General features: G+C 33.8%; 23 protein-coding genes and 1 other RNA gene. 18 read left to right on the top strand and 6 right to left on the bottom strand.

Going from position 1 to position 22236, the window contains the following annotated elements:
• Positions 1-5: 5 nt before the first annotated feature.
• Positions 6-902 carry a TIGR01777 family oxidoreductase gene (locus L987_RS02030; RefSeq protein ID WP_047502682.1) on the bottom strand — a complete coding sequence of 299 codons (897 nt, stop codon included), beginning with the start codon at positions 900-902 and terminating at the stop codon, positions 6-8.
• Between the two features lie 370 nt (positions 903-1272).
• Positions 1273-1464 (bottom strand): hypothetical protein, encoded by a 192-nt coding sequence (locus tag L987_RS14005; protein WP_011303593.1) that lies wholly within the window; start codon positions 1462-1464, stop codon positions 1273-1275.
• 291 nt (positions 1465-1755) lie between these two features.
• Here L987_RS14005 and L987_RS02020 point away from each other — a divergent pair, with 291 nt between their 5' ends.
• Positions 1756-2403: a DUF4887 domain-containing protein gene (locus tag L987_RS02020; RefSeq protein WP_011303592.1), complete on the top strand. Its 648-nt coding sequence runs from the start codon at positions 1756-1758 to the stop codon at positions 2401-2403.
• 113 nt (positions 2404-2516) lie between these two features.
• Here the strand turns inward: L987_RS02020 and L987_RS02015 are convergent, their stop codons facing one another.
• Positions 2517-2744 (bottom strand): hypothetical protein, encoded by a 228-nt coding sequence (locus L987_RS02015; protein WP_047502678.1) that lies wholly within the window; start codon positions 2742-2744, stop codon positions 2517-2519.
• Positions 2745-3121: 377 nt separating this feature from the next.
• On the opposite strand from L987_RS02015, the gene L987_RS02010 reads away from it, so the two are divergent.
• The 12 genes from L987_RS02010 (at position 3122) to ssrA (ending at position 15887) form a co-directional block, all read left to right on the top strand.
• Positions 3122-4150, top strand: a complete 1029-nt coding sequence (locus L987_RS02010; RefSeq protein WP_047502675.1) for a sugar-binding transcriptional regulator — start codon at positions 3122-3124, stop codon at positions 4148-4150.
• Positions 4151-4190: 40 nt separating this feature from the next.
• Positions 4191-5198: a type I glyceraldehyde-3-phosphate dehydrogenase gene (gap, locus tag L987_RS02005; RefSeq protein WP_011303589.1), complete on the top strand. Its 1008-nt coding sequence runs from the start codon at positions 4191-4193 to the stop codon at positions 5196-5198.
• Positions 5199-5329: 131 nt separating this feature from the next.
• Positions 5330-6520: a phosphoglycerate kinase gene (locus L987_RS02000; RefSeq protein ID WP_011303588.1), complete on the top strand. Its 1191-nt coding sequence runs from the start codon at positions 5330-5332 to the stop codon at positions 6518-6520.
• Between the two features lie 79 nt (positions 6521-6599).
• The gene (gene tpiA, locus L987_RS01995; RefSeq protein WP_041079695.1) at positions 6600-7361 is read left to right on the top strand and encodes a triose-phosphate isomerase; all 762 of its coding nucleotides are present in this window, start codon (positions 6600-6602) and stop codon (positions 7359-7361) included.
• A gap of 1 nt (position 7362) precedes the next feature.
• Positions 7363-8880 (top strand): 2,3-bisphosphoglycerate-independent phosphoglycerate mutase, encoded by a 1518-nt coding sequence (gene gpmI, locus L987_RS01990; RefSeq protein ID WP_011303586.1) that lies wholly within the window; start codon positions 7363-7365, stop codon positions 8878-8880.
• Between the two features lie 191 nt (positions 8881-9071).
• On the top strand, positions 9072-10376 hold the full coding sequence (gene eno / locus L987_RS01985; RefSeq protein WP_011303585.1) for a surface-displayed alpha-enolase: 1305 nt from the start codon (positions 9072-9074) through the stop codon (positions 10374-10376).
• A 490-nt stretch (positions 10377-10866) separates the two neighbouring features.
• Positions 10867-11328, top strand: coding sequence for a hypothetical protein (locus L987_RS01980; RefSeq protein ID WP_011303583.1), 462 nt, complete (start codon positions 10867-10869; stop codon positions 11326-11328).
• 68 nt (positions 11329-11396) lie between these two features.
• Positions 11397-11630, top strand: coding sequence for a preprotein translocase subunit SecG (gene secG / locus L987_RS01975; protein WP_011303582.1), 234 nt, complete (start codon positions 11397-11399; stop codon positions 11628-11630).
• Positions 11631-11763: 133 nt separating this feature from the next.
• Positions 11764-12504 carry an alpha/beta hydrolase gene (locus L987_RS01970; RefSeq protein WP_047502670.1) on the top strand — a complete coding sequence of 247 codons (741 nt, stop codon included), beginning with the start codon at positions 11764-11766 and terminating at the stop codon, positions 12502-12504.
• Positions 12505-12542: 38 nt separating this feature from the next.
• Positions 12543-14933, top strand: a complete 2391-nt coding sequence (gene rnr / locus L987_RS01965) for a ribonuclease R (protein WP_011303580.1) — start codon at positions 12543-12545, stop codon at positions 14931-14933.
• 22 nt (positions 14934-14955) lie between these two features.
• Positions 14956-15420 carry an SsrA-binding protein SmpB gene (gene smpB, locus L987_RS01960; protein ID WP_011303579.1) on the top strand — a complete coding sequence of 155 codons (465 nt, stop codon included), beginning with the start codon at positions 14956-14958 and terminating at the stop codon, positions 15418-15420.
• A 106-nt stretch (positions 15421-15526) separates the two neighbouring features.
• Positions 15527-15887, top strand: a transfer-messenger RNA (tmRNA) gene (ssrA, locus tag L987_RS13365).
• Positions 15888-15977: 90 nt separating this feature from the next.
• On the opposite strand, the gene L987_RS01955 is transcribed toward ssrA, so the two are convergent.
• From L987_RS01955 to L987_RS13245, 3 genes are read right to left on the bottom strand one after another with little or no spacing between them, the layout of a single operon-like run.
• Positions 15978-16520 carry a hypothetical protein gene (locus L987_RS01955; RefSeq protein WP_047502667.1) on the bottom strand — a complete coding sequence of 181 codons (543 nt, stop codon included), beginning with the start codon at positions 16518-16520 and terminating at the stop codon, positions 15978-15980.
• 10 nt (positions 16521-16530) lie between these two features.
• Positions 16531-17637, bottom strand: a complete 1107-nt coding sequence (locus L987_RS01950; RefSeq protein ID WP_047502664.1) for a tyrosine-type recombinase/integrase — start codon at positions 17635-17637, stop codon at positions 16531-16533.
• A gap of 28 nt (positions 17638-17665) precedes the next feature.
• Positions 17666-18406, bottom strand: coding sequence for a helix-turn-helix domain-containing protein (locus tag L987_RS13245; protein ID WP_052190934.1), 741 nt, complete (start codon positions 18404-18406; stop codon positions 17666-17668).
• Positions 18407-18557: 151 nt separating this feature from the next.
• Between L987_RS13245 and L987_RS01940 the strand changes: the two genes are divergently transcribed.
• The 5 genes from L987_RS01940 (at position 18558) to L987_RS01925 (ending at position 22086) form a co-directional block, all read left to right on the top strand.
• Positions 18558-18776 (top strand): helix-turn-helix transcriptional regulator, encoded by a 219-nt coding sequence (locus L987_RS01940; protein ID WP_047502661.1) that lies wholly within the window; start codon positions 18558-18560, stop codon positions 18774-18776.
• 13 nt (positions 18777-18789) lie between these two features.
• The gene (locus L987_RS13870; RefSeq protein WP_197050268.1) at positions 18790-18933 is read left to right on the top strand and encodes a hypothetical protein; all 144 of its coding nucleotides are present in this window, start codon (positions 18790-18792) and stop codon (positions 18931-18933) included.
• Position 18934: 1 nt separating this feature from the next.
• Positions 18935-19348 (top strand): hypothetical protein, encoded by a 414-nt coding sequence (locus L987_RS01935; RefSeq protein ID WP_047502658.1) that lies wholly within the window; start codon positions 18935-18937, stop codon positions 19346-19348.
• Positions 19348-19656, top strand: a complete 309-nt coding sequence (locus L987_RS01930; protein WP_047502655.1) for a hypothetical protein — start codon at positions 19348-19350, stop codon at positions 19654-19656. The genes L987_RS01935 and L987_RS01930 overlap by 1 nt, the downstream gene beginning before the upstream one ends.
• A gap of 87 nt (positions 19657-19743) precedes the next feature.
• Positions 19744-22086: a phage/plasmid primase, P4 family gene (locus L987_RS01925; protein ID WP_047502652.1), complete on the top strand. Its 2343-nt coding sequence runs from the start codon at positions 19744-19746 to the stop codon at positions 22084-22086.
• Positions 22087-22236 lie beyond the last annotated feature (150 nt).

The following is a 22236-nucleotide window of genomic DNA, read 5'->3' as shown; positions in this document are numbered from 1 at the left end:
TTCACTTAATGTACTAAATCTTCGAGTGCGATTTTTAAATCAGGATATTTAAATTTGAAATGGGTTGCTTGTAATTTATTAGGTATTACTTTTTGTGTATCGAGCACAACAGTCGACATTTGACCTAAAGCTAACCTAATGGCTAACGATGGGACCCATGTATGATGAGGGCGATGAGAAACGCGTGCAAGTATATACCCAAACATGTTTTGATGTTCTACAATCGGTGCAGTAAAGTTAAATACACCTCGTGCACTTTCCGTAATGATAGTATGGAGCAAGGCTCTCACTAAATCATCTATATGAATCCAAGAATACCATTGTCTTCCTGAACCTAATTTTCCACCAAGATAAAAGTCATAAGGCAATTTCATCATTGGTAGTGCGCCGCCATCATTAGACAAGACCATTCCAAACCGACCAATAACGACACGCGTACCAAGCGTTTCAAATTGGCGAGCCATTCTTTCCCATTGATATACGACTTCCGATAAAAAATCAAAAGGAAGTGTTTTATATAATTCAGTATACGTACGATATAAGTCTGGTTTATAGTAACCAACAGCACTCGCATTGAATAATACTTCTGGTTTATGTTTACGATTTTGAAATAATTCGAATAAAGCTTGTGTAGCTTGTATACGACTTAGCATAATGGTTTGTTTATAGGATTTAGTCCATCGTTTATTTAAACTAGCACCTGCAAGGTTAATGACGATATCGATATCAGGTATTTCATTTTCCCAATTTGATTGAGACCAATTGACGTAGGAAATCTTAGGGTGTGATGAAGTCATATCCTGTCTAGTTAAAATCGTTATATGCGCATCACTTTGTATGATAGCTTTAACTAATTGCGATCCTATCATACCTGTACCACCTGTAATTAAATAATGTTTCATTTTATCACCTCATAATTTAGTAATGCCTAATGTTGGAATGATTTGAGTGAATCAATCGAATCACATTTGAAGGTCATAATTTTTTCATTGTTTGTTCAATAATATGTCATTTACTCGTATTAAGAACTATTTAAAATAAAGAGCATTCATTTTATAATTGAGATACCTTCGATATTAATTAATCATCTCTTAATTATTTCGAGTATACCCCATAATATACTAACGAAGGTAAAATTTTGACTCCCTTTAGTAGTGGCCTGTACGCATTGCGTATAGGCCTATATTTATATGTTAACGCAATTTGCTTTGTGTAACTATCTTTTTACATTTAAGTCAAAACATTTTATAAGGATATGAAGGTCGTTATGCCCTATAAAGTAAGTATAGAAATTATTCCAGTGGCTATGAATAACAAAATAATAATCATCATAAATAAGGGGAATCGCTTTTTATCTCGGTCTTTTGATTCGTAATGATCGTTATCGATCATAATTTGACGTAGACCTCTTTTTTGAGATGATTTTTGCTCCTCTAATTCATCAAATGGATCATGCTTTTTCAATTTTAGAACACATCCTGTTATATTAATGTTATAGCTTATTCATATTAATAATAAAAAATTACAAAAGTATTGAAAACGAAGATTACTATAGATTAATATTAAACTATAGTATTAAATTTTAAGTTATATATGTATTTTACTATACATATGTCGTTAAGATAACATCTAGGTTAAAAAATAGTTAATGAGTTTAATTAATAAATGAAATAGTGTAAAATATACATTTGTTATTGAAAGCATGCGCATAAATGAAAACAAATGTTATGATATAAATTGAAGTGAGGGGAGCATATGCCAAACCATAATCCGAACAACAAGAAAATGAGTGGTTTTGCGAAAATTGTAAGTGGATTAATCGTATTATTATTAGTAGGTGGATTAATTTTTGCTATTTTTGCATTTGTAGATCATTCAAACAAAGCGAATGAACGTTTAGCAGATCAGAAACAAGAAGAAAAAGATAAGAAAGAAAAACAGAAGACAAAAGAAGAAAAAGACAAAAAAGATAAAGAGAAATCTACACAAGAGTCTCAACAAACACAACAAACGCAGCAAACAGTTCAAACGCAACAACAAACACAGCAAACGCAACAGACGCAGCAAACACAACAGCCAGCAACGACTGAGCGTCGTACAACAGAAGAAAAATCACCTGAAAAAACGAAAGAAGCTACCACAGAAGAAAGAACAACTGAAGAACGTTCTACTGAAGAAAAAACACGTGAGCCTTCAACAGAAGAAAAAACAACTGAAGAGAAAACATCTGAACCTTCAACGGAAGAAAAAACATCTGAACCATCGACTGAAGAGAAAAAACCAGAACCATCAACTCAACAAAGAAGTTCTCAAAATAATACACAAGAAAGATCAGCACAAAGCAACAATAATAGTTCAAGTACCAATGAACGCTCAAGCGATTCATCTTCAGAAGATGACTAATATATTTAATAGGACTGCGAAATCGATGTTAATCATATGATTTCAAGGTCCTATTTTTATAGCGTTAAAAACACATGTTATATGGTTTGTTTTATAGTATTTAAGCACACAGACTAAAATAAGAAATTTAATAAGAAAGTAATGAGTGAGGATAATAGTATGAGTGTGATACAACCGCTAAGACAACCAATAGGTCCACAGCCACATCCTATGTTTTTAGAATAGTGAAATGTTTGATTTGAATGCGAATAATCTGGTTGTTTAGGATTTTTGAAATAATCTTCATCTTTATAACGTCGATCGTTTGGATCAATGACTTCTGGATGATCGTTCTGTGACATGTATTTTCCTCCCAATTGAATAATCTATACTTTTATTTTATAGATTAAAGATAATGGAAGCAATGATTCTACAAGTGTATTTAAGCCGCTATTATAAGTGGATGCTTACTTATTTTTAAGAATCGGAAAATATAATGATTTATGATTAGTAAATGATTAATCGGGTAATATAACAATGCAAGACATTTTAGAGGAACGATAGAATATATAAAGGTAATAAGTAAAAATTAAGAGAAGTGTATTTCTCTTGCAATTTCAAATCGATAGTAGTATTATTGCAAATATAAGAGGTTATATTTTTTTGTCCTGCTAGGGACGTAAAAAGTCAACCTATGGTTGGAACTTGACCCTTTATAATGAAACGGAGGAGGATAGTAGTGAATGATTTGATAAAAGTTCAACAAAAACTTGTGCCAGAACTTGTTGAAAAAATGTATCGACGTTTTTCAATTCTCACTACTATTGCTAAGCACCAACCCGTAGGTAGACGTAGTTTAAGTGAATATATGGATTTAACTGAACGTGTATTACGTTCCGAAACAGACACATTGAAACAACAAGAACTAATCAAGGTTAAGCCAACAGGCATGGAAATCACTGAAGAAGGTGAAGCAACTGTTCGTCAGCTAAATAGTTATTTTAATGTTTTTTCTGATGACCATCATCTCTCACAGTTGATTAAGGAACAATATGACATTAAAGACGTCTATGTGATACCAGGTGATTCTGAAACTGATAAAGCAGTAAAAATTGAACTTTCACGACAGGCAGGACAGTTGGTTGAAGATGTTCTTTATGATCATGCCATTGTAGCAGTCACTGGTGGGTCTACGATGGCCTACGTGAGTGAGGCAATGCATAAACAGCCACATGATGTTTTCTTTGTTCCGGCAAGAGGCGGACTGGGTGAAAATGTTGTATATCAAGCAAATACCATTGCAGCGAGTATGGCACAACAAACGAATGGTGATTATACGACATTATATGTCCCAGATAATGTGAGTGAAACAACATACAATACACTTATGTTAGAGCCTTCAGTTATTCACACCCTAGAAAAAATTAGAGAATCCAATATTACAATCCACGGCATTGGTGATGCGCTGAAGATGGCGCGAAGACGTCAATCACCAAACGAAGTTATAGAAAAACTTCAACATCACAATGCCTCGGGAGAAGCATTTGGATATTATTTCGATGATCAAGGCGATATCGTCCATAAAGTGAAAACAATTGGACTACAATTAGAAGACCTTGAATCGAAAAAGTTTATATTTGCTGTAGCTGGGGGTAAATCTAAAGGAGAAGCAATTAAAGCTTACCTTTCTATTGCTCCAAAAAACACTGTATTAATTACAGACGAAGGTGCAGCAAGTGCAATCGTAAATAAGAGTAATAAAAAGTGATTACACTTTTTAAATATCATTTTTAAAGGAGGCCATTTTAATGGCAGTAAAAGTAGCAATTAATGGTTTTGGTAGAATTGGTCGTTTAGCATTCAGAAGAATTCAAAACGTTGACGGAATCGACGTAGTAGCAGTAAACGATTTAACAGATGACGAAATGTTAGCTCATTTATTAAAATATGATACTATGCAAGGACGCTTCACAGGAGAAGTTGAAGTAGAAAAAGACGGTTTCCGCGTAAACGGACAAGAAGTAAAATCATTCTCTGAGCCTGAACCAAGTAAATTACCTTGGAAAGACTTAGACATCGATGTTGTATTAGAATGTACTGGTTTCTTCGCTGATAAAGAAAAAGCAGAAGCACACATCAATGCAGGTGCTAAAAAAGTATTAATCTCTGCACCAGCTACAGGCGATTTAAAAACAATCGTTTATAATACAAACCACCAAGAATTAGACGGTTCAGAAACTGTTGTTTCAGGTGCTTCATGTACTACTAACTCATTAGCTCCTGTTGCTAAAGTTTTAAATGATGACTTCGGTTTAGTAGAAGGTTTCATGACTACTATCCACGCATACACTGGTGACCAAAGCACACAAGATGCACCACACAGAAAAGGCGACAAACGTCGTGCGCGTGCAGCTGCTGAAAACATCATCCCTAACTCAACTGGTGCTGCTAAAGCAATTGGCTTAGTAATTCCTGAAATTGATGGTAAATTAGATGGAGGAGCGCAACGTGTTCCTGTTGCAACTGGTTCATTAACTGAATTAACAGTTGTTTTAGAAAAAAATGTAAGCATTGAAGATGTAAATGCTGCAATGAAAAATGCTTCAAACGAATCATTCGGTTACACAGAAGACGAAATCGTATCTTCAGACGTAATCGGTATGACTTATGGTTCATTATTTGATGCAACACAAACTCGTGTAATGACTGTTGGCGACCGTCAATTAGTTAAAGTAGCAGCTTGGTACGATAACGAAATGTCTTACACTTCACAATTAGTACGTACATTAGAACACTTAGCAACTCAAGCTAAATAATTTGATGTAAAAATGAATTTAACAACTTTAATGTGCTGTTAAATTTAAACAATAAGCTTAGGAGTAAGCGGGGAGCACAACGCTTCTCCGCTTATTTTAATTTGTTGTTCCATTTAGAGGAGGAAGCTTACATGGCTAAAAAAATTGTAACTGACTTAGAATTAAAAGGTAAAACTGTACTTGTTCGCGCAGATTTTAACGTGCCGATGAAAGATGGAGAAATCACTGACGACAACCGTATCGTTCAAGCTTTACCAACAATTAAATACATCATTGAACAAGGTGGAAAAGTTGTATTATTTTCACATCTAGGTAAAGTGAAAGAAGAAAGTGATAAAGCAGCATTAACTTTAAAACCTGTTGCTAATGCATTAACAGAAAAATTAGGTGAAGAAGTTACTTTTGTACCTGAAACACGTGGAGAAACACTAGAACAATCTGTCAAAGATCTTAATGAAGGCGATGTTTTACTAGTTGAAAATACACGTTTTGAAGATGTAGACGGCAAAAAAGAATCTAAAAATGATCCTGAATTAGGAAAATACTGGGCTTCACTTGGCGATGTATTTGTAAATGATGCATTTGGTACTGCGCATCGTGAGCACGCTTCAAATGTGGGTATTGCATCTAATTTAGAAACAGTTGCAGGATTCTTAATGGAAAAAGAAATTAAATATATCGGTGGCGTAGTTGAAAACCCTGATAAACCTGTAGTTGCAATTCTAGGTGGTGCCAAAGTTTCTGACAAAATTGGCGTTATCACAAACTTATTGAAGATTGCTGACAAAGTACTGATCGGTGGCGGCATGTCATATACGTTCTTTAAAGCACAAGGTAAAGAAATTGGTTTATCTTTATTAGAAAAAGATAAAGTTGATTTTGCAAAAGAATTATTAGACCGTGCAGGCGATCAAATCGTCTTACCAGTTGATTGTAAAGTTGCAAAAGAATTCTCAAATGACGCTGAAATCACTGAGGTTTCTGTTGATGATATCCCAGCAGACCAAGAAGCTATGGATATTGGACCAAAATCAGTTGAATTATTTAAAGAACAATTACAAGGTGCGCATACGGTAGTATGGAATGGACCAATGGGCGTATTTGAATTAAGTAATTTTGCTAAAGGTACAATCGGCGTTTGTGAAGCAATCGCTGAATTAAAAGACGCTAATACAATTATTGGTGGTGGAGATTCAGCAGCTGCAGCTATTTCATTAGGTTATGGTGATGACTTCAGTCACATTTCTACTGGTGGCGGTGCATCATTAGAATACCTTGAAGGTAAAGAACTACCAGGTGTAGTAGCAATCGCAAACAAATAAGCGCACGACTAAAAACAGCTATCCATGATTATCAGTGGCAACACATTTAATCATAAATTACTAATAGGAGTGTAATATAATGAGAAAACCAATTATCGCAGGTAACTGGAAGATGAATAAAACAGTTAAAGAAGCAAAAGATTTTATCAATGAATTACCAACATTACCTGATACAAAAGAAGTAGAATCAGTAATTTGTGCACCAACAATTCAATTAGATGCATTAGTTACTTTAGTAAATGATGGTAAAGCACAAGGCTTACAAATCGGTGCTCAAAATGCTTACTTTGAAGATAACGGCGCATTCACTGGTGAAACATCTCCAGTTGCATTAGCAGACCTAGGCGTTAAATATGTCGTTATCGGACATTCCGAACGTCGTGAAATCTTCCATGAAACAGATGAAGAAATTAACAAAAAAGCACACGCTATTTTCAATCACGGTATGACACCAATCGTTTGTGTAGGTGAAACAGATGAAGAGCGTGAAAGTGGTAAAGCTAATGAAGTTGTTGGCAACCAAGTTAAAAAAGCTGTAGAGGGTTTATCTGAAGCACAATTACAACAACTTGTGATTGCTTACGAACCAATCTGGGCAATCGGTACTGGTAAATCATCAACTGCTAAAGATGCAAATGAAATGTGTGCATTCGTAAGACAAACAGTTGCAGAATTATCAAGTCAAACTGTAGCTGACGCAACACGTATTCAATATGGTGGTAGTGTGAAACCTAACAACATTAAAGAATACATGGCAGAATCAGACATTGATGGTGCACTTGTAGGTGGCGCATCACTTAAAGTGGATGATTTTGTACAATTGTTAGAAGGTGCAAAATAATATGGCTAAACAACCAACTGCATTAATTATTTTAGATGGTTTTGCAAACAGAGAGAGCGAACACGGTAATGCTGTGAAACTAGCTAATAAACCTAACTTTGATCGCTATTACAGTAAGTATCCAACTACTCAAATCGAAGCTAGTGGTTTAGATGTTGGACTTCCAGAAGGTCAAATGGGTAATTCAGAAGTTGGGCATATGAACATTGGCGCTGGACGTGTCGTTTATCAAAGTTTAACGCGTATCAATAAATCTATTGAAGACGGCGATTTCTTTGAAAATGATGTATTAAACAATGCAATCAATCATGTTAAGAAAAATGATTCAGTGCTACATGTTTTTGGTTTATTATCAGATGGTGGCGTACACAGTCATTACAAACACCTTTTCGCGTTATTAGATTTAGCTAAAAAACAAGGTTTAGAAAAAGTATATGTTCATGCCTTTTTAGATGGACGTGACGTTGATCAAAAATCAGCATTAAAATATATTGAAGAAACTGAAGCGAAGTTTAAAGAACTAGGTATTGGTCAATTCGCATCTGTATCAGGTCGTTATTACGCAATGGATCGTGACAAACGTTGGGACAGAGAAGAAAAAGCATACAATGCTATCCGCAATTTTGGTGGAACAACATTCGAATCTGCTAAAGCAGGTGTCGAAGCGAATTACGATAAAGATTTAACAGATGAATTTGTTGAACCATTTATCGTCCAAGACCAAAACGAAGGTGTCAATGATGGTGATGCAGTCATCTTTTATAACTTCCGTCCTGACAGAGCTGGACAACTTTCTGAAATATTTACTGATAAAGCATTCGAAGGCTTTAAAGTAGAACAAATCAACGACTTATTTTATGCAACGTTTACTAAATATAATGATAACGTGAATGCAGAGATTGTTTTTGAAAAAGTTGATTTAACGAATACAATCGGTGAAGTTGCACAAGATAACGGACTTAAACAATTACGTATTGCTGAAACAGAAAAATTCCCTCACGTGACTTATTTCATGAGTGGTGGTCGTAATGAAGAATTTGAAGGTGAACGTCGCCGTTTAATCGATTCACCTAAAGTCGCAACCTATGACCTTAAACCTGAAATGAGCGCATATGAAGTTAAAGATGCTTTAATTGAAGAATTAAATAAAGGTGACTTAGATTTAATTCTTTTAAACTTTGCTAACCCAGACATGGTTGGACACAGTGGTATGTTAGAACCAACAATTAAAGCAATTGAAGCCGTGGACGAATGTCTAGGCGAAGTTGTTGATAAAATTACTGAAATGGGCGGTCATGCAATCATTACTGCCGATCACGGTAATTCAGACATGGTCCTTACAGATGATGATCAACCAATGACTACGCATACGACAAACCCAGTTCCAGTCATTGTGACAAAAGATGGCGTTACTTTACGTGAAACGGGTCGTCTTGGTGATTTAGCACCAACATTATTAGATTTATTAAATGTAGATCAACCAGAAGATATGACTGGTGAATCACTCATTAATCACTAATCAAAGTTTGATCGCTTTGAGCAAGATTGAGAAGCTAACGATTTCGAAAATGAGATATTTTCATTAAAATGGTTAGTTGCTTATAAACAACACAAGAGAATTAAATTACTTTGTATTTATAGTATTTAAAGCTATAATGAAGATGAAATTTAATATTTCTAAACTACTTATTTATAAAGGAGATTATAAACATGCCAATTATTACAGATGTTTACGCTCGCGAAGTCCTTGACTCTCGTGGTAACCCAACAGTTGAAGTAGAAGTATTAACAGAAAGTGGTGCATTCGGACGCGCATTAGTACCATCAGGTGCTTCTACTGGTGAACATGAAGCAGTAGAATTACGTGACGGAGATAAATCACGTTACTTAGGTAAAGGTGTAACGAAAGCAGTTGACAACGTTAACGAAATTATTGCACCAGAGCTTATTGAAGGTGAATTTTCAGTATTAGAACAAGTTTCAATCGATAAAATGATGATCCAATTAGACGGTACTGAAAACAAAGGTAAATTAGGTGCTAACGCTATTCTTGGTGTTTCTATTGCAGTAGCTCGTGCAGCAGCTGATTTATTAGGACAACCACTTTACAAATACCTAGGTGGATTTAATGGTAAACAATTACCAGTACCAATGATGAACATCGTTAACGGCGGTTCTCACTCTGATGCTCCTATCGCATTCCAAGAATTTATGGTGTTGCCAGTAGGCGCTGAATCATTCAAAGAATCATTACGTTGGGGAGCAGAAATCTTCCACAACTTAAAATCAATCCTTAAAAATCGTGGTTTAGAAACAGCAGTAGGTGACGAAGGTGGTTTCGCTCCTAAATTCGAAGGTACTGAAGATGCTGTTGAAACAATCTTAGAAGCTATTAAAGCCGTTGGTTTAGAGCCAGGTAAAGATGTATTCTTAGGCTTCGACTGTGCTTCTTCTGAATTCTTTGAAGATGGTGTATACAACTACGCTAAATTCGAAGGTGAAAATGGTGCGAAACGTTCAGCTGAAGAACAAGTTGATTACCTTGAAGAATTAGTTAACAAATACCCAATTATCACTATCGAAGACGGTATGGACGAAAATGACTGGGATGGTTGGAAAGTATTAACTGATCGTATCGGTGATAAAGTACAATTAGTTGGTGACGATTTATTCGTTACAAACACAGTTAAATTATCTGAAGGTATTGAAAAAGGTATCGGTAACTCAATCTTAATCAAAGTTAACCAAATCGGTACATTAACTGAAACATTTGACGCTATCGAAATGGCTCAAAAAGCTGGCTACACAGCAGTTGTATCTCACCGTTCTGGTGAAACAGAAGATACTACAATTTCTGACATTGCAGTTGCTACAAATGCAGGTCAAATTAAAACAGGTTCATTATCAAGAACTGACCGTATTGCGAAATACAACCAATTATTACGCATTGAAGATGAATTATACGAAACAGGTAAGTTCGACGGACTTAAATCTTTCTATAACTTATCTAAATAATACAGCATAAAAATTTAAGAGTTCACGCGCTAAACGCAGATTATTGAGGATCTGTGTTAAACTGCCAACAAAGTCACCGATTTTGTTGGCAGTTTTTTTGTGCTCGTTTTTGTACTCGCTTTTCGTGGATACAGATACGGCCCGTAGTCTTCGTATAGTGTTTTCATGCTCGAGTCGATCCAAATTACTGCCTAATAAGTTAATAAATAAATTAAAAAGTAATGATTTTTATCGCTTATTCTGTGGTACTTAGACTTTTATATTTGAAGTATCATATTGCTGTTCTAATAGGCAATCCATAGAGCCACTGACTACAGTCCGACTTGCTCATTTTAAAAAGTATAAATTTATTGAGACAAATACATAAATCATACGAAGCGAATGAACTCGGCGTGTTACTTTATAATGATGATTAACTTAAATTGTTCATCTTTTACAATTAAACTGATATAATTAAAGATGTAAAATAAAGAAGGAGTCTTAACGAATTATGGAAGTAAAACCTAAGTCTAAAGAAATTAAAACGGCTCATCTGATTGCATATAGTTCAGTCATCATTGCGATTCTTTATGTTATACATTTATTCGTAGTTTTAGATGATAGTGTTATTAAACAACTATTATCAAATAGCGGACAGACAACATCTGAAAATGCTGTGGGTACAATTAAAAACAGTTTCCAATTTACAGGAATAATGTATATTTTTGCGAATTTAGCAGGTATCTTCGCAATCTGGAACAGACATATCTATTTATGGTGGTTTATGTTTGCGGTATTCGTATCACAAATATTGTATAATTTAATTAACATTAGTGCAGTTTATGGCGCGATATTAGATATCAAATCTAGCGTGAATATCATTCCTTTAACACTGGTACTCGTTTTATCATTTGTGTTAGCTGTTTATATGTTAATTGTTTCGATTAAACGTAAAAGCACGTTCAATAGATAGAAGTTTGCTAAAGACGACAAACGTATGATATAATGCGTTTCGTATATAATGAATGGAGGACAATTTTCATGCATACATTAATAATGGTACTTTTGATTTTAGATTGTATTGCATTAGTAACTGTTGTATTACTCCAAGAAGGTAAAAGTAATGGACTTTCAGGCGCAATTAGTGGTGGCGCCGAGCAGTTATTTGGTAAACAAAAGCAACGCGGTATTGATTTATTCTTGCATAGATTAACAATTGTATTGTCTGTCATTTTCTTCTTGTTAATGTTAGGCATAAGTTATTTTGGTTTATAAGGTCCGACAATGTTAAAGTCGGGCTTTTTTATTTATAATAGTTAATATAGCTTTTAAAAATAATTGAGATAAATAAAAGGTGAATTTAAATAAACGACACGTACTAAAGCATAAGCGAAAGGATTGAAACACAATGCAGATTAAACTTCCAGAACCATTCTTCTTTGAAGAAGGTAATAGAGCTGTGTTACTGTTACATGGCTTTACAGGGAATTCCTCAGATGTGAGACAATTAGGGCGTTACTTGCAGAAGAAAGGCTACACATCGTATGCACCACAATATGAAGGACATGCAGCACCACCTGAAGAAATATTAAGTTCAAGTCCATTTGTATGGTTTAAAGATGCACTAGATGGCTATGATTTCTTAGTAGACAAAGGTTATGATGAAATCGTTGTTGCAGGATTGTCACTTGGTGGATGTTATGCGTTGAAATTAAGCTTAAACAGAGATGTAAAGGGTATTATAACAATGTGTTCACCTATGTACATTAAGACGGAAGGGTCTATGTTTAACGGTGTTCTAGAATATGCGCGTAATTTTAAAAAGTATGAAGGTAAAGATGAAGCTACCATTGAAAAAGAAATGGCAAAATTTAAACCTACAGACACTTTAAAAGAGTTACAAGGACAAATACAGGATGTCAGAAATCACATAGATGAAGTAATGGATCCATTATTAGTTGTCCAAGCAGAACAAGATCAAATGATTAATACAGATTCTGCAAATGTTATATACAATGAGAGCGAATCTGATGAAAAAGATATCAAATGGTATGCGAATTCAGGACATGTCATTACAATTGATAAAGAAAAAGAATTAGTATTCGAAGACGTATACAATTTCTTAGAATCATTAGATTGGTCGAATTAAAAATTTAGAAGTATTTAAAAATAGAAAGGAGGGGCATAATGAATTTAAAGCAATCCATTGAAGAAATAATTAAACAACCAGATTATGAACCCATGTCTGTGTCTGATTTTCAAGATGCATTAGGTTTAAATAGTGCCGACTCATTTAGAGATTTAATCAAGGTGCTTGTTGAATTAGAACAAACAGGTTTGATTCAACGTACAAAAACAGATAGATATCAACGTAAAGCATCTAACAATGCCAAACAATCCAAATTAATCAAAGGTAAGTTAAGTCAAAATAAAAAAGGTTTTGCTTTCTTACGTCCTGAAGAAGAGGATATGGATGACATTTTCATCCCACCAACGAAAATCAATAGAGCCATGGATGGTGATACTGTCCTTGTGGAAGTACATCAATCTAAAGGTGAACACAAAGGGAAATTAGAAGGTGAAGTTAAGACGATTGAAACACATTCAGTCACACAAGTCGTTGGTACTTATAGTGAAGCACGTCACTTCGGCTTTGTGTTACCAGATGATAAACGTATTATGCAAGACATCTTTATTCCTAAAGGTCAAAATTTAGGTGCAGTAGATGGACATAAAGTACTCGTACAAATTACGAAATACGCAGATGGTACAGATAATCCTGAAGGTATCGTATCGGCAATTTTAGGCCATAAGAATGACCCAGGTGTAGATATTCTATCTATCATCTATCAACATGGTATCGAAATTGAATTCCCTGACAATGTGCTCGCAGAAGCTGAAGCAGTACCAGATCATATCGAGCCATCACAAATTGAAGGTCGTCGCGATTTGCGCGATGAACTAACGATTACCATTGATGGTGCAGATGCTAAAGACTTAGATGACGCGATTAGTGTTAAAAAGTTAAGCAATGGTCATACACAACTAACAGTCAGCATAGCTGATGTAAGTTACTATGTAACTGAAGATTCAGCGCTTGATAAAGAAGCATACAGTCGTGCAACAAGTGTCTACTTAGTAGACCGAGTGATACCGATGATTCCACACCGTCTAAGTAATGGTATATGTTCATTAAATCCACAAGTGGACCGACTTACATTAAGTTGCCAAATGGAAATAGATGAACGTGGCGATGTTGTAGACCATGAAATCTTTGATAGTGTGATACATTCTAATTATCGTATGACTTATGATGAAGTAAATGAAATTATTACAGATCAAGATACGGAAACACGTAATCAATATAGTGAAGTCACACCGATGTTAGATTTAGCTCAAGATTTATCTCAGCGCTTAATCCATATGAGAAGACGTCGTGGTGAAATCGATTTTGATATTAATGAGGCTAAAGTACTTGTTAATGAAGAGGGTATCCCAACGGATGTAGAAATGAGACAACGTGGTGAAGGCGAACGCTTAATTGAATCATTTATGTTAGCGGCTAATGAAACTATCGCGGAACATTTTGATCGTTTAGAAGTACCATTTATCTATCGTGTCCATGAACAACCTAAATCAGAGCGCTTACGTCAATTCTTTGATTTCGTGACTAATTTTGGATTAATGATCAAAGGTACAGGTGAAGATATTCACCCGTCTACTTTACAAAAAATTCAACAAGAAGTTGAAGGTCAACCAGAACAAATGGTGATTTCAACAATGATGTTACGTTCAATGCAACAAGCACGTTATGATGATGTGAACTTAGGACACTTTGGCTTATCAGCTGAATACTATACACATTTCACGTCACCTATACGTAGATATCCCGATTTAATTGTTCATAGATTAATTCGCAAATATATTATTGAACAATCCATGGATAGAAAAGAAAAAAATAAATGGGAAGCATTGTTACCTGAAATTGCTGAACATACGTCTCAAAGAGAACGTAGAGCAATCGAAGCAGAACGTGATACAGATGAATTGAAAAAAGCAGAATACATGGTGCAACATATTGGCGAAGAATTCGAAGGGATTATTAGTTCAGTTGCGAATTTCGGTATGTTTATTGAATTACCAAACACTATTGAAGGTATGGTGCATGTATCTAATATGACGGATGATTATTACCATTTTGATGAACGTCAAATGGCAATGATAGGTGAACGCCAAGCGAAAGTATTCCGCATCGGTGACCCTGTCCAAATTAAAGTCATTAACGTAGATGTTGATGAACGTATGATTGATTTCCAAATCGTCGGTATGCCAATACCAAATAGAGATCGCGGTCAAAGACCATCACGTGGTAAGACCATCCAAGCCAAACCACGTGGCAATTCATCGGATAAATCTAAAGATGATAAAAATGGTAAAGGCGGACGTGGACGTACTAAACAGAAACAACGTAAAGGTAAAAACAAACGTCAAAGCGACCAAAGTAAAGGCAACACAAAGCATAAACCATTTTATAAAGATAAAAATGTAAAAAATAAAGCACGTAAGAAGAAAAAATAACTCAACGAAGAGGTGAAACTCAATGCCAAAGAAAAAATCACCAGGAACACTAGCAGAAAATCGTAAAGCCAGACATGATTATAATATAGAAGATACGATTGAAGCGGGCATTGTGTTACAAGGAACAGAAATCAAGTCAATTCGTCGTGGTAGTGCAAACCTTAAAGATAGTTATGCGCAAGTGAATCGTGGCGAGATGTTTCTAAACAATATGCACATTGCGCCATATGAAGAAGGTAACAGATTCAACCATGATCCACGACGTTCACGTAAGCTCTTACTACACAAACGTGAAATAGCGAAGTTAGGTGAGCGTACACGTGAAGTTGGCTACTCTATCGTACCTTTGAAACTCTATCTCAAACATGGGCACTGTAAGGTCTTACTTGGCGTTGCACGTGGTAAGAAAAAATACGACAAACGTCAAGCATTAAAAGAAAAAGCAGTACAACGTGATGTAGCTAGAGAGATGAAAGCCCGTTATTAAGCGGATATATTGCCAAAGATATGAATCTTTGGTAATATAATATGTGCTTTCTGAAAAAGCGCTGTAACAGATACAGCCTACCAGAAAGTACATTTAATATTATTCAGGGGGCGTTTTTGGATTCGACAGGGGTTCCATGAGCTAGTTAAGCGTGTCGGAGGGCTGTCTCCGTCACTAACACACACAGTTATAATAACTGGCAAAGAAAACAATAATTTCGCAGTAGCTGCGTAATAGCACTCTGCATCGCCTAACAGCATCTCCTATGTGCTGTTAACGCGATTCAACCTTTAGTAGGATACGCTAGGCACTGCCGTTTGAAGTCTGCCTAGAAGAGATGAATCAAACTAGCATAATGACGGATGTCTATCACCTCCCATTATGCGAAACTCATTGATAGACTACGCACGTAGAAGTGCTAGTATCAGAACCTCTGGACGCGGGTTCGAATCCCGCCGTCTCCACTATAGAGCTCTCAACCATTGTGGTTGAGGGCTTTTTATTTTGGAGTGCACAGAAAGTGCACAGATAATGCACAGTAAATAAAAAAACACCCTTTATTTTAGGGTGTTCGGTAAGTAATTTTGATCAAATTTATAATTGAAATCATATTTTTTTTTACTATATTTATCATCGTAATTTTCCCAAAATTCATTATTATTTAAAGGCGAGGGATGTGGGAAGTTATGAACATTGTTGTATCCTTCAAATTTATCAATAGCATGAGTGCCAAAACATAGGATTTTAGTAGATGAATCAAATAATAATTTGTTCTTTTTGTTTTCACTTTGAATAGTAAAACCGTCTAAGTCAAACTCTAGTGCATTAATAAAATATACACCTTTTTCCTTAAAATCATTTGCTAAAGTCTTGGGAGTAGGTAGTTTATTAAATTCAGTTTCTTTGAATTTTTTGTTCTTAATAAATCCTATAATTCTTCTATAAGTTGTCAATTCATATAAATTATAATTCTTTGCTTTTTTATATGGAAAAAAAGCTACATTGTCAGTAGGATAATCATCTATTTGCATATTTGAATAATTTTTATTGGAAGGATTATAAGAATTTTTACCAATAACTAAAATTTTTGCTTTATTCACATTAAACACCTCATAAATATTTTATTATTTCTTTCTGTGTACTAGGATATAAATGACCATAGCGTGATGTGACTTCTTCTGTAGATGAATGTCCTAATCGTTGCGCTATTATCATAGGACTAGCACCATGATTGACTAGCATAGATGCGTGAGAATGTCTTAGCTCATGTATTACAATACGTGGGAAAGTTTCACCATCTGGTAAGGTATCATCTAATACTTTTAATGTACCAGTGAACCATCTATCAATCGTAGATTCACTTAGTGCCTTAAAGAAGGTACCAAACAATACATAATTTTCTTTATAAATGTTATTCTCTTTATACCAAGTTAAATAATTTCGTAAGTCGTCCATCATGTGAGTAGGTAAGTATATATCACGTGTGGCTGCTTTCGTTTTAGGGGCTGTCACTTCACCGTGATAGTCCGTTTTGTTTATGTGGATATAATCATCGTCAAAGTTTACATCGTCCCATATGAGCGCTCTAATTTCTCCCTTACGTGCGCCACTATAAAACAATAGCTTAAAGAATACTTTTTGTTGCAAATTAGGCAGCATATTATAAAATTGATTGAATTGTTCCAACGTCCAATAATTTAAGCGTTTCTGTGTCTCAATTTCAAAATTTCCTACTAATGATGCAACATTTTGTTTTAGATCATGATACTTCATAGCATGGTTCAATATAGAAACTAAAAATACATGCATCTTTTTTAAATAATCTCCAGAATGACCTTCTTTTAATTTCTGTGTTTGAAATTTCATAATCATTTTAGTATCAATATTGAATACGTCCATAGATTTGAAAAAAGGTAATAGATGATTGTTAGCATGTGTCTTTAATGCTTTTACACTTGATGATTTTCTTCTAGCTGTATACCAATCAATATATTCCTCTACCAACTTATCAAAAGGTAACTGATTAATTTTACCTATTCCTTCAATTCCATCCATTATTTCATTACATTTTTTAACTGCTTCCTTACGTTGTTTAAACCCTTTTCGTGTAATAAATTGACGTGTATTCGTCTTATCATAGTATGTGATACGGAAGTAATATGTACCACGTTTAGCATCTTTATAGATGTTGTGGGAAAGCTTTAGGTCGTGTTGCATGGTGATTCACCTACTTATTATTAAAAAATTATTTACTGTATATTTTTATAGAGTCTGTGTATTCGGTAGTGAATATATTTGAGGTATTCAGTTCATTCAATACATCTTCTATAGTTTTATTACTTTCTTCAGTTGTATCTACATAAACAAAAATATATGCTTCTTTCCCTCCACCCGATAATCTAGAATGGATATAATCTAGGTTTATATCAAATGTGTTTTTTATTAACTCAATTTTTTCTTTTTCATTAAACAATACTTTTTTTACAAAATAATCATAAAATATATAAGATAATCTTCTGTCATTTTCAAATAAAGTTCTGAAAAAACTATAAAACTCACTATAATTTAAAGCAATGTCAACAATTAATTGTGGTTTTGGGTTAATTTCTAAATTTAAATTATATGGAATAAAGCCTTTTCTAACAATATCATCTTCGTAAATTGTACATTCTAAAGCAAATCTTTCTGTCTTACTAGGAGATTTGCTTTTTTCATTTGCGTTATCATACGGCTGTCTTCTAGCTCCCGTTATTTTTTGAGTATTATGTAAAACTATTTCTAAGTTATTAAAAGTTTTTTCGAACAAATCACCAATATTAATATCTAAAGCACTAACAATTTTTTCTAAAGTTTCAAATTGAACCCCTCGACTTTTTCCGTTTATTAATAAACTTAATGAATTTCTAGATATTCCAGTAGATTCATTGAGATCACTTATTTTTATGTTTTTATCTTCCATAATTTCCTTTAGTTTGAATTTAATCATATTTGTTCACCTCTTCTATAAAATAATAACACGTTTACATGTTATTTTGAACATAAATCATAATATAGAGTTGACAAAATATATATAACAATTGTATGATATATTTATATCAAGAAATAACATACAAACATGTTAATAAGGAGGAAATAAAATGACAAACTTAGCATATCCAATGTTATACATTGCAAGACGTGAGAAAGGTGATACTCAAAAAGCTATTGCAAAGAAACTTAGTATATCGCCACAACGCTATCAGTTAAAAGAATCAGGTAAAGCCAACTTTACTCTGCCCGAAGCAAAGATTTTATCAGAATTATATGGAATGAGTATTGATGAACTTTTCAGTAATTCAATCACAGTAGGACAATAAGGAGGTTAGTGAATTGAAAAACTATGTGATTTACATGTTACTACTAATTATAGCCACTTTATTTATTGGCGTACTAACAGATATTTTTGTCGCATTTACGTTTTACGGAATTATGGCAGTATCAGGAATTACATTAAAAAAAATGGAGGTTGAGTAAGATGAAGCTAAAACAAAAATACCAATTATCAAAAGTAGTGAAGGTATTAGAGAAGGTGCTAGATGAAAAAGATAAAGAAGTATTTTTATCGGCTAAAGATAGATTTCATTCAATTACTGATTATCGTTATAACGATACAGCATTTTATGAACATATTTTAAAGTTAGTTCATAAAGAGTTATTTAACGTCGTTAGCTGTTTGAAATTTAACACTGAAGAATATGAAATTATCAACGAAGTGGTTAATACACTAAGTGATGTTATGAATGAGACACAAGAAGTTTATAGTTATAGTGTTATTGATGATATAGGTAATTCAGATTATACGACTGATCGTGAAGGCCACATAATTGGAATATTGGAATGGGCATTAGATTACATTGTAGGAAATATTGAAGTGGAGGAAATGGAATAATGTTATACACAGAAAAAGTAGAAGAAACAGTGGAATATGCAGATTTGATGAATAAGGTACAAAGTATTTTAGATTACATTGGTTTAGAAGATGAACAATTAAAAGATGATAGAGAATGGGCAATGAAAAGTAATCAGACAATCGCTTATCAAATGATTAATAACAACATTAAGCAAAATTATGTAATTGAAAGCACGTTATTAGCAATTAGAAGAGATATTGAAAATATGCACGATGATATTCAAACGAATATTAAGCAAGAAAAAAGCGCATCTGTACAGTCGGCAAACTCAACAGATAACGCTTAGAAAATTGAATGTTTAAGAAAGTTTTATAAATCTTATTATAGCAAAAATTACAGTATGTATCTACAAAAACAACAAGAGGGGGATTTGATGGCTATAAAAACCAAAGATTCAATATTAGATGTAGATGAATTAGAAATACCGAATGAGCTTAAACAATTAAATCAATGGGTCTTGTGGCGAGCTGAATGGAATAATAGCCGTCAAGAATACAAAAAAGTACCTTATCAAGTAAACGGTGTAAAAGCTAGCTCAACAAATAAAGATACTTGGAGTAACTTTCAAGATGTTTATTCACTTTATGAAAGTAGTAATGATTACGAAGGCATAGGTTTTATATTAAATGAAGAAAGTAAATATATTTGTCTTGATATTGATAACGCAGTAGATGCTGATACACATCAGTTACAGACAGATTTAGGATTTGAAATGGTTGAATTAACATATTGTGAATTAAGCCCTAGTGGCACTGGTTTACATTGTTTTTTCAAAGGCACTTTACCAGAAAATCGAAAAAGTAAACGTACTGATTTAGATATAGAACTGTATCACACAAGTAGATTTATGACATTTACAGGTTTCACTATTGGTGGTTCAGAAATTAGCGATGATCAAGGTGTTATTGATAATTTAGTAGAACGTTTTTTTAAAGTAGAACCTAAAAAACAAAACTTAAACATTACTAAAACTGGAAGCAGTATTTTTACCGATAATGAAATCGTTAAAATGATAACTAAAAAAAGTAAATATAAAAAATTACTTGCTGGTGATTACGAAGATATTTTTGAAAGCCCAAGTGAAGCAGTACAAAGTCTATTAAGAGTATTAGCTTTTTATACTGGTAGAGATAAGGCACAAATGGAGAGGATATTTTTAACATACAATAACCTTACCGATAAGTGGGACGAATACCGTGGCAATTCAACATGGGGAAATAATGAGTTAGATACAGCAATTGCAAATCAAGAAACCATTTACGAACCTAATTCGAGAGGTACAGGTCAATCACTTAGATATACAATCTCATTAATACGTAAAGAAGAATTAGCGTTTATGAAGGCTGAATTTGAGAAAGCAAAAGAGAACGGTGAAGCATCAGGTAGAGCACCACAAACAATTGGTACAAATAGATGTGCCGTACTGCTCAACGATGTAATAAAATTCGTAATATTTGATTTAGAAGAAAATACAAAATTGGCAATGTATCAAAGTGAAAAAGGTATCTACACACAGAATGCTGCAATTATTAAACGTATTATTTCTTGGTTAGAACCTAGACATAATGAGATGAAAGCACAAGAAGTTATATATCATTTAACTAATATGGTAGATGTTGTAGACAAAACAAACGAACCTCATTTAATACCAGTTAATAATGGTGTATTTAATAGAAAAACTATGAAATTGGAATCTTATACACCTAACTATGTGTTTACTACAAAGATTTCAACGAATTATGTAGATAATCCTAAACCACCAGTAATTAATGGCTGGACTTTTGATAATTGGTTAGATGAAGTCGCATGTGGTGATAGGGAAGTTTTCACATTATTATTGCAAGTTATAAATGATTCGTTAAATGGAAACTATACACGTAAAAAAGCGATATTCCTAGTTGGTGATGGTAATAATGCCAAAGGAACTTTCCAGACACTTCTTACTAACTTAATCGGATTCGATAACGTAGCAAGTCTTAAAGTTAATGAATTTGATCAAGAATTTAAAATGAGTGTTTTAGAAGGGAAAACACTCGTGATTGGTGATGATGTTCCCGTAGGTGTGAATATTGAGGATAGCTCTAATTTTAATAGTGTTGTTACTGGAGATCCTGTTCTAGTTAATATTAAGAAAAAACAGCCATATCGTGCAGTTTTTAGATGTACTGTAATCCAATCGACTAATGGTATGCCTAAATTTAAAAATAAAACTGGTGGTACGAATAGACGACTTTTAATTGTGCCTTTCAATGCAGACTTCAATGGAAGTAAAGAAAATCCAGATATCAAAGAAAAATATCTCGCTGATAAAAAGGTGCTCGAATATGTACTCAACAAAGCTATAAATTTAAACTTTAATAAGTTTATAGTGCCTAAAGTGTCAGCTGAATTATTAGAAGAATATATCCAAGATAATGACCCAGTATATGATTTTAAAGTCACAGAGTTTGATAAATGGAAGATTGATAAAGTACCTAAAGCAGTTGTTTATTACAGATATAAACTATTTTGTGAGCATGGTGGTTATAGACCACTTTCTGAAAGAAAATTTTACAAAAGTTTTGAAAGATATCTTGATAAAAGTTGGAAAGTTGAAAGACCTAGATACTATTCAGTAAATGATTTGCAAGGCAAAGTGGGTTATTTTGAGCCTACACTTTTGCCACATGGTGAACAGAAAAATTCATATATAAATACAAAATTAAAAGCTGTATAAATGAACTGTGCATGAAACTGTGCATGAAATAGCAAAATAAACAAAAATTCGTGCACAGTTAAATTAGCTTGATATAACAGCGTTCAAACAATATTCAGTCAGAATTTTATAAACTACTGTGCATGAATTATTTTAACTCATACTCACCTT

This window comes from Staphylococcus sp. ZWU0021 (assembly GCF_000798895.1).
GTDB lineage: Bacteria > Bacillota > Bacilli > Staphylococcales > Staphylococcaceae > Staphylococcus > Staphylococcus saprophyticus.
Note: the sequence above shows the minus strand (reverse complement) of the source record. Positions and strands in the feature narration are given on the sequence as shown.

Excerpts from the sequence above, each read along its gene's own strand:
- L987_RS02030 (WP_047502682.1), bottom strand. The coding sequence starts at position 902 with ATGAAACATTATTTAATTACAGGTGGTACAGGTATGATAGGATCGCAA.
- L987_RS02020 (WP_011303592.1), top strand. The coding sequence starts at position 1,756 with ATGCCAAACCATAATCCGAACAACAAGAAAATGAGTGGTTTTGCGAAA.
- L987_RS02015 (WP_047502678.1), bottom strand. The coding sequence starts at position 2,744 with ATGTCACAGAACGATCATCCAGAAGTCATTGATCCAAACGATCGACGT.
- gap (WP_011303589.1), top strand. The coding sequence starts at position 4,191 with ATGGCAGTAAAAGTAGCAATTAATGGTTTTGGTAGAATTGGTCGTTTA.
- L987_RS02000 (WP_011303588.1), top strand. The coding sequence starts at position 5,330 with ATGGCTAAAAAAATTGTAACTGACTTAGAATTAAAAGGTAAAACTGTA.
- tpiA (WP_041079695.1), top strand. The coding sequence starts at position 6,600 with ATGAGAAAACCAATTATCGCAGGTAACTGGAAGATGAATAAAACAGTT.
- gpmI (WP_011303586.1), top strand. The coding sequence starts at position 7,363 with ATGGCTAAACAACCAACTGCATTAATTATTTTAGATGGTTTTGCAAAC.
- eno (WP_011303585.1), top strand. The coding sequence starts at position 9,072 with ATGCCAATTATTACAGATGTTTACGCTCGCGAAGTCCTTGACTCTCGT.
- L987_RS01980 (WP_011303583.1), top strand. The coding sequence starts at position 10,867 with ATGGAAGTAAAACCTAAGTCTAAAGAAATTAAAACGGCTCATCTGATT.
- secG (WP_011303582.1), top strand. The coding sequence starts at position 11,397 with ATGCATACATTAATAATGGTACTTTTGATTTTAGATTGTATTGCATTA.
- L987_RS01970 (WP_047502670.1), top strand. The coding sequence starts at position 11,764 with ATGCAGATTAAACTTCCAGAACCATTCTTCTTTGAAGAAGGTAATAGA.
- rnr (WP_011303580.1), top strand. The coding sequence starts at position 12,543 with ATGAATTTAAAGCAATCCATTGAAGAAATAATTAAACAACCAGATTAT.
- smpB (WP_011303579.1), top strand. The coding sequence starts at position 14,956 with ATGCCAAAGAAAAAATCACCAGGAACACTAGCAGAAAATCGTAAAGCC.
- L987_RS01950 (WP_047502664.1), bottom strand. The coding sequence starts at position 17,637 with ATGCAACACGACCTAAAGCTTTCCCACAACATCTATAAAGATGCTAAA.
- L987_RS13245 (WP_052190934.1), bottom strand. The coding sequence starts at position 18,406 with ATGATTAAATTCAAACTAAAGGAAATTATGGAAGATAAAAACATAAAA.
- L987_RS01940 (WP_047502661.1), top strand. The coding sequence starts at position 18,558 with ATGACAAACTTAGCATATCCAATGTTATACATTGCAAGACGTGAGAAA.
- L987_RS01935 (WP_047502658.1), top strand. The coding sequence starts at position 18,935 with ATGAAGCTAAAACAAAAATACCAATTATCAAAAGTAGTGAAGGTATTA.
- L987_RS01930 (WP_047502655.1), top strand. The coding sequence starts at position 19,348 with ATGTTATACACAGAAAAAGTAGAAGAAACAGTGGAATATGCAGATTTG.
- L987_RS01925 (WP_047502652.1), top strand. The coding sequence starts at position 19,744 with ATGGCTATAAAAACCAAAGATTCAATATTAGATGTAGATGAATTAGAA.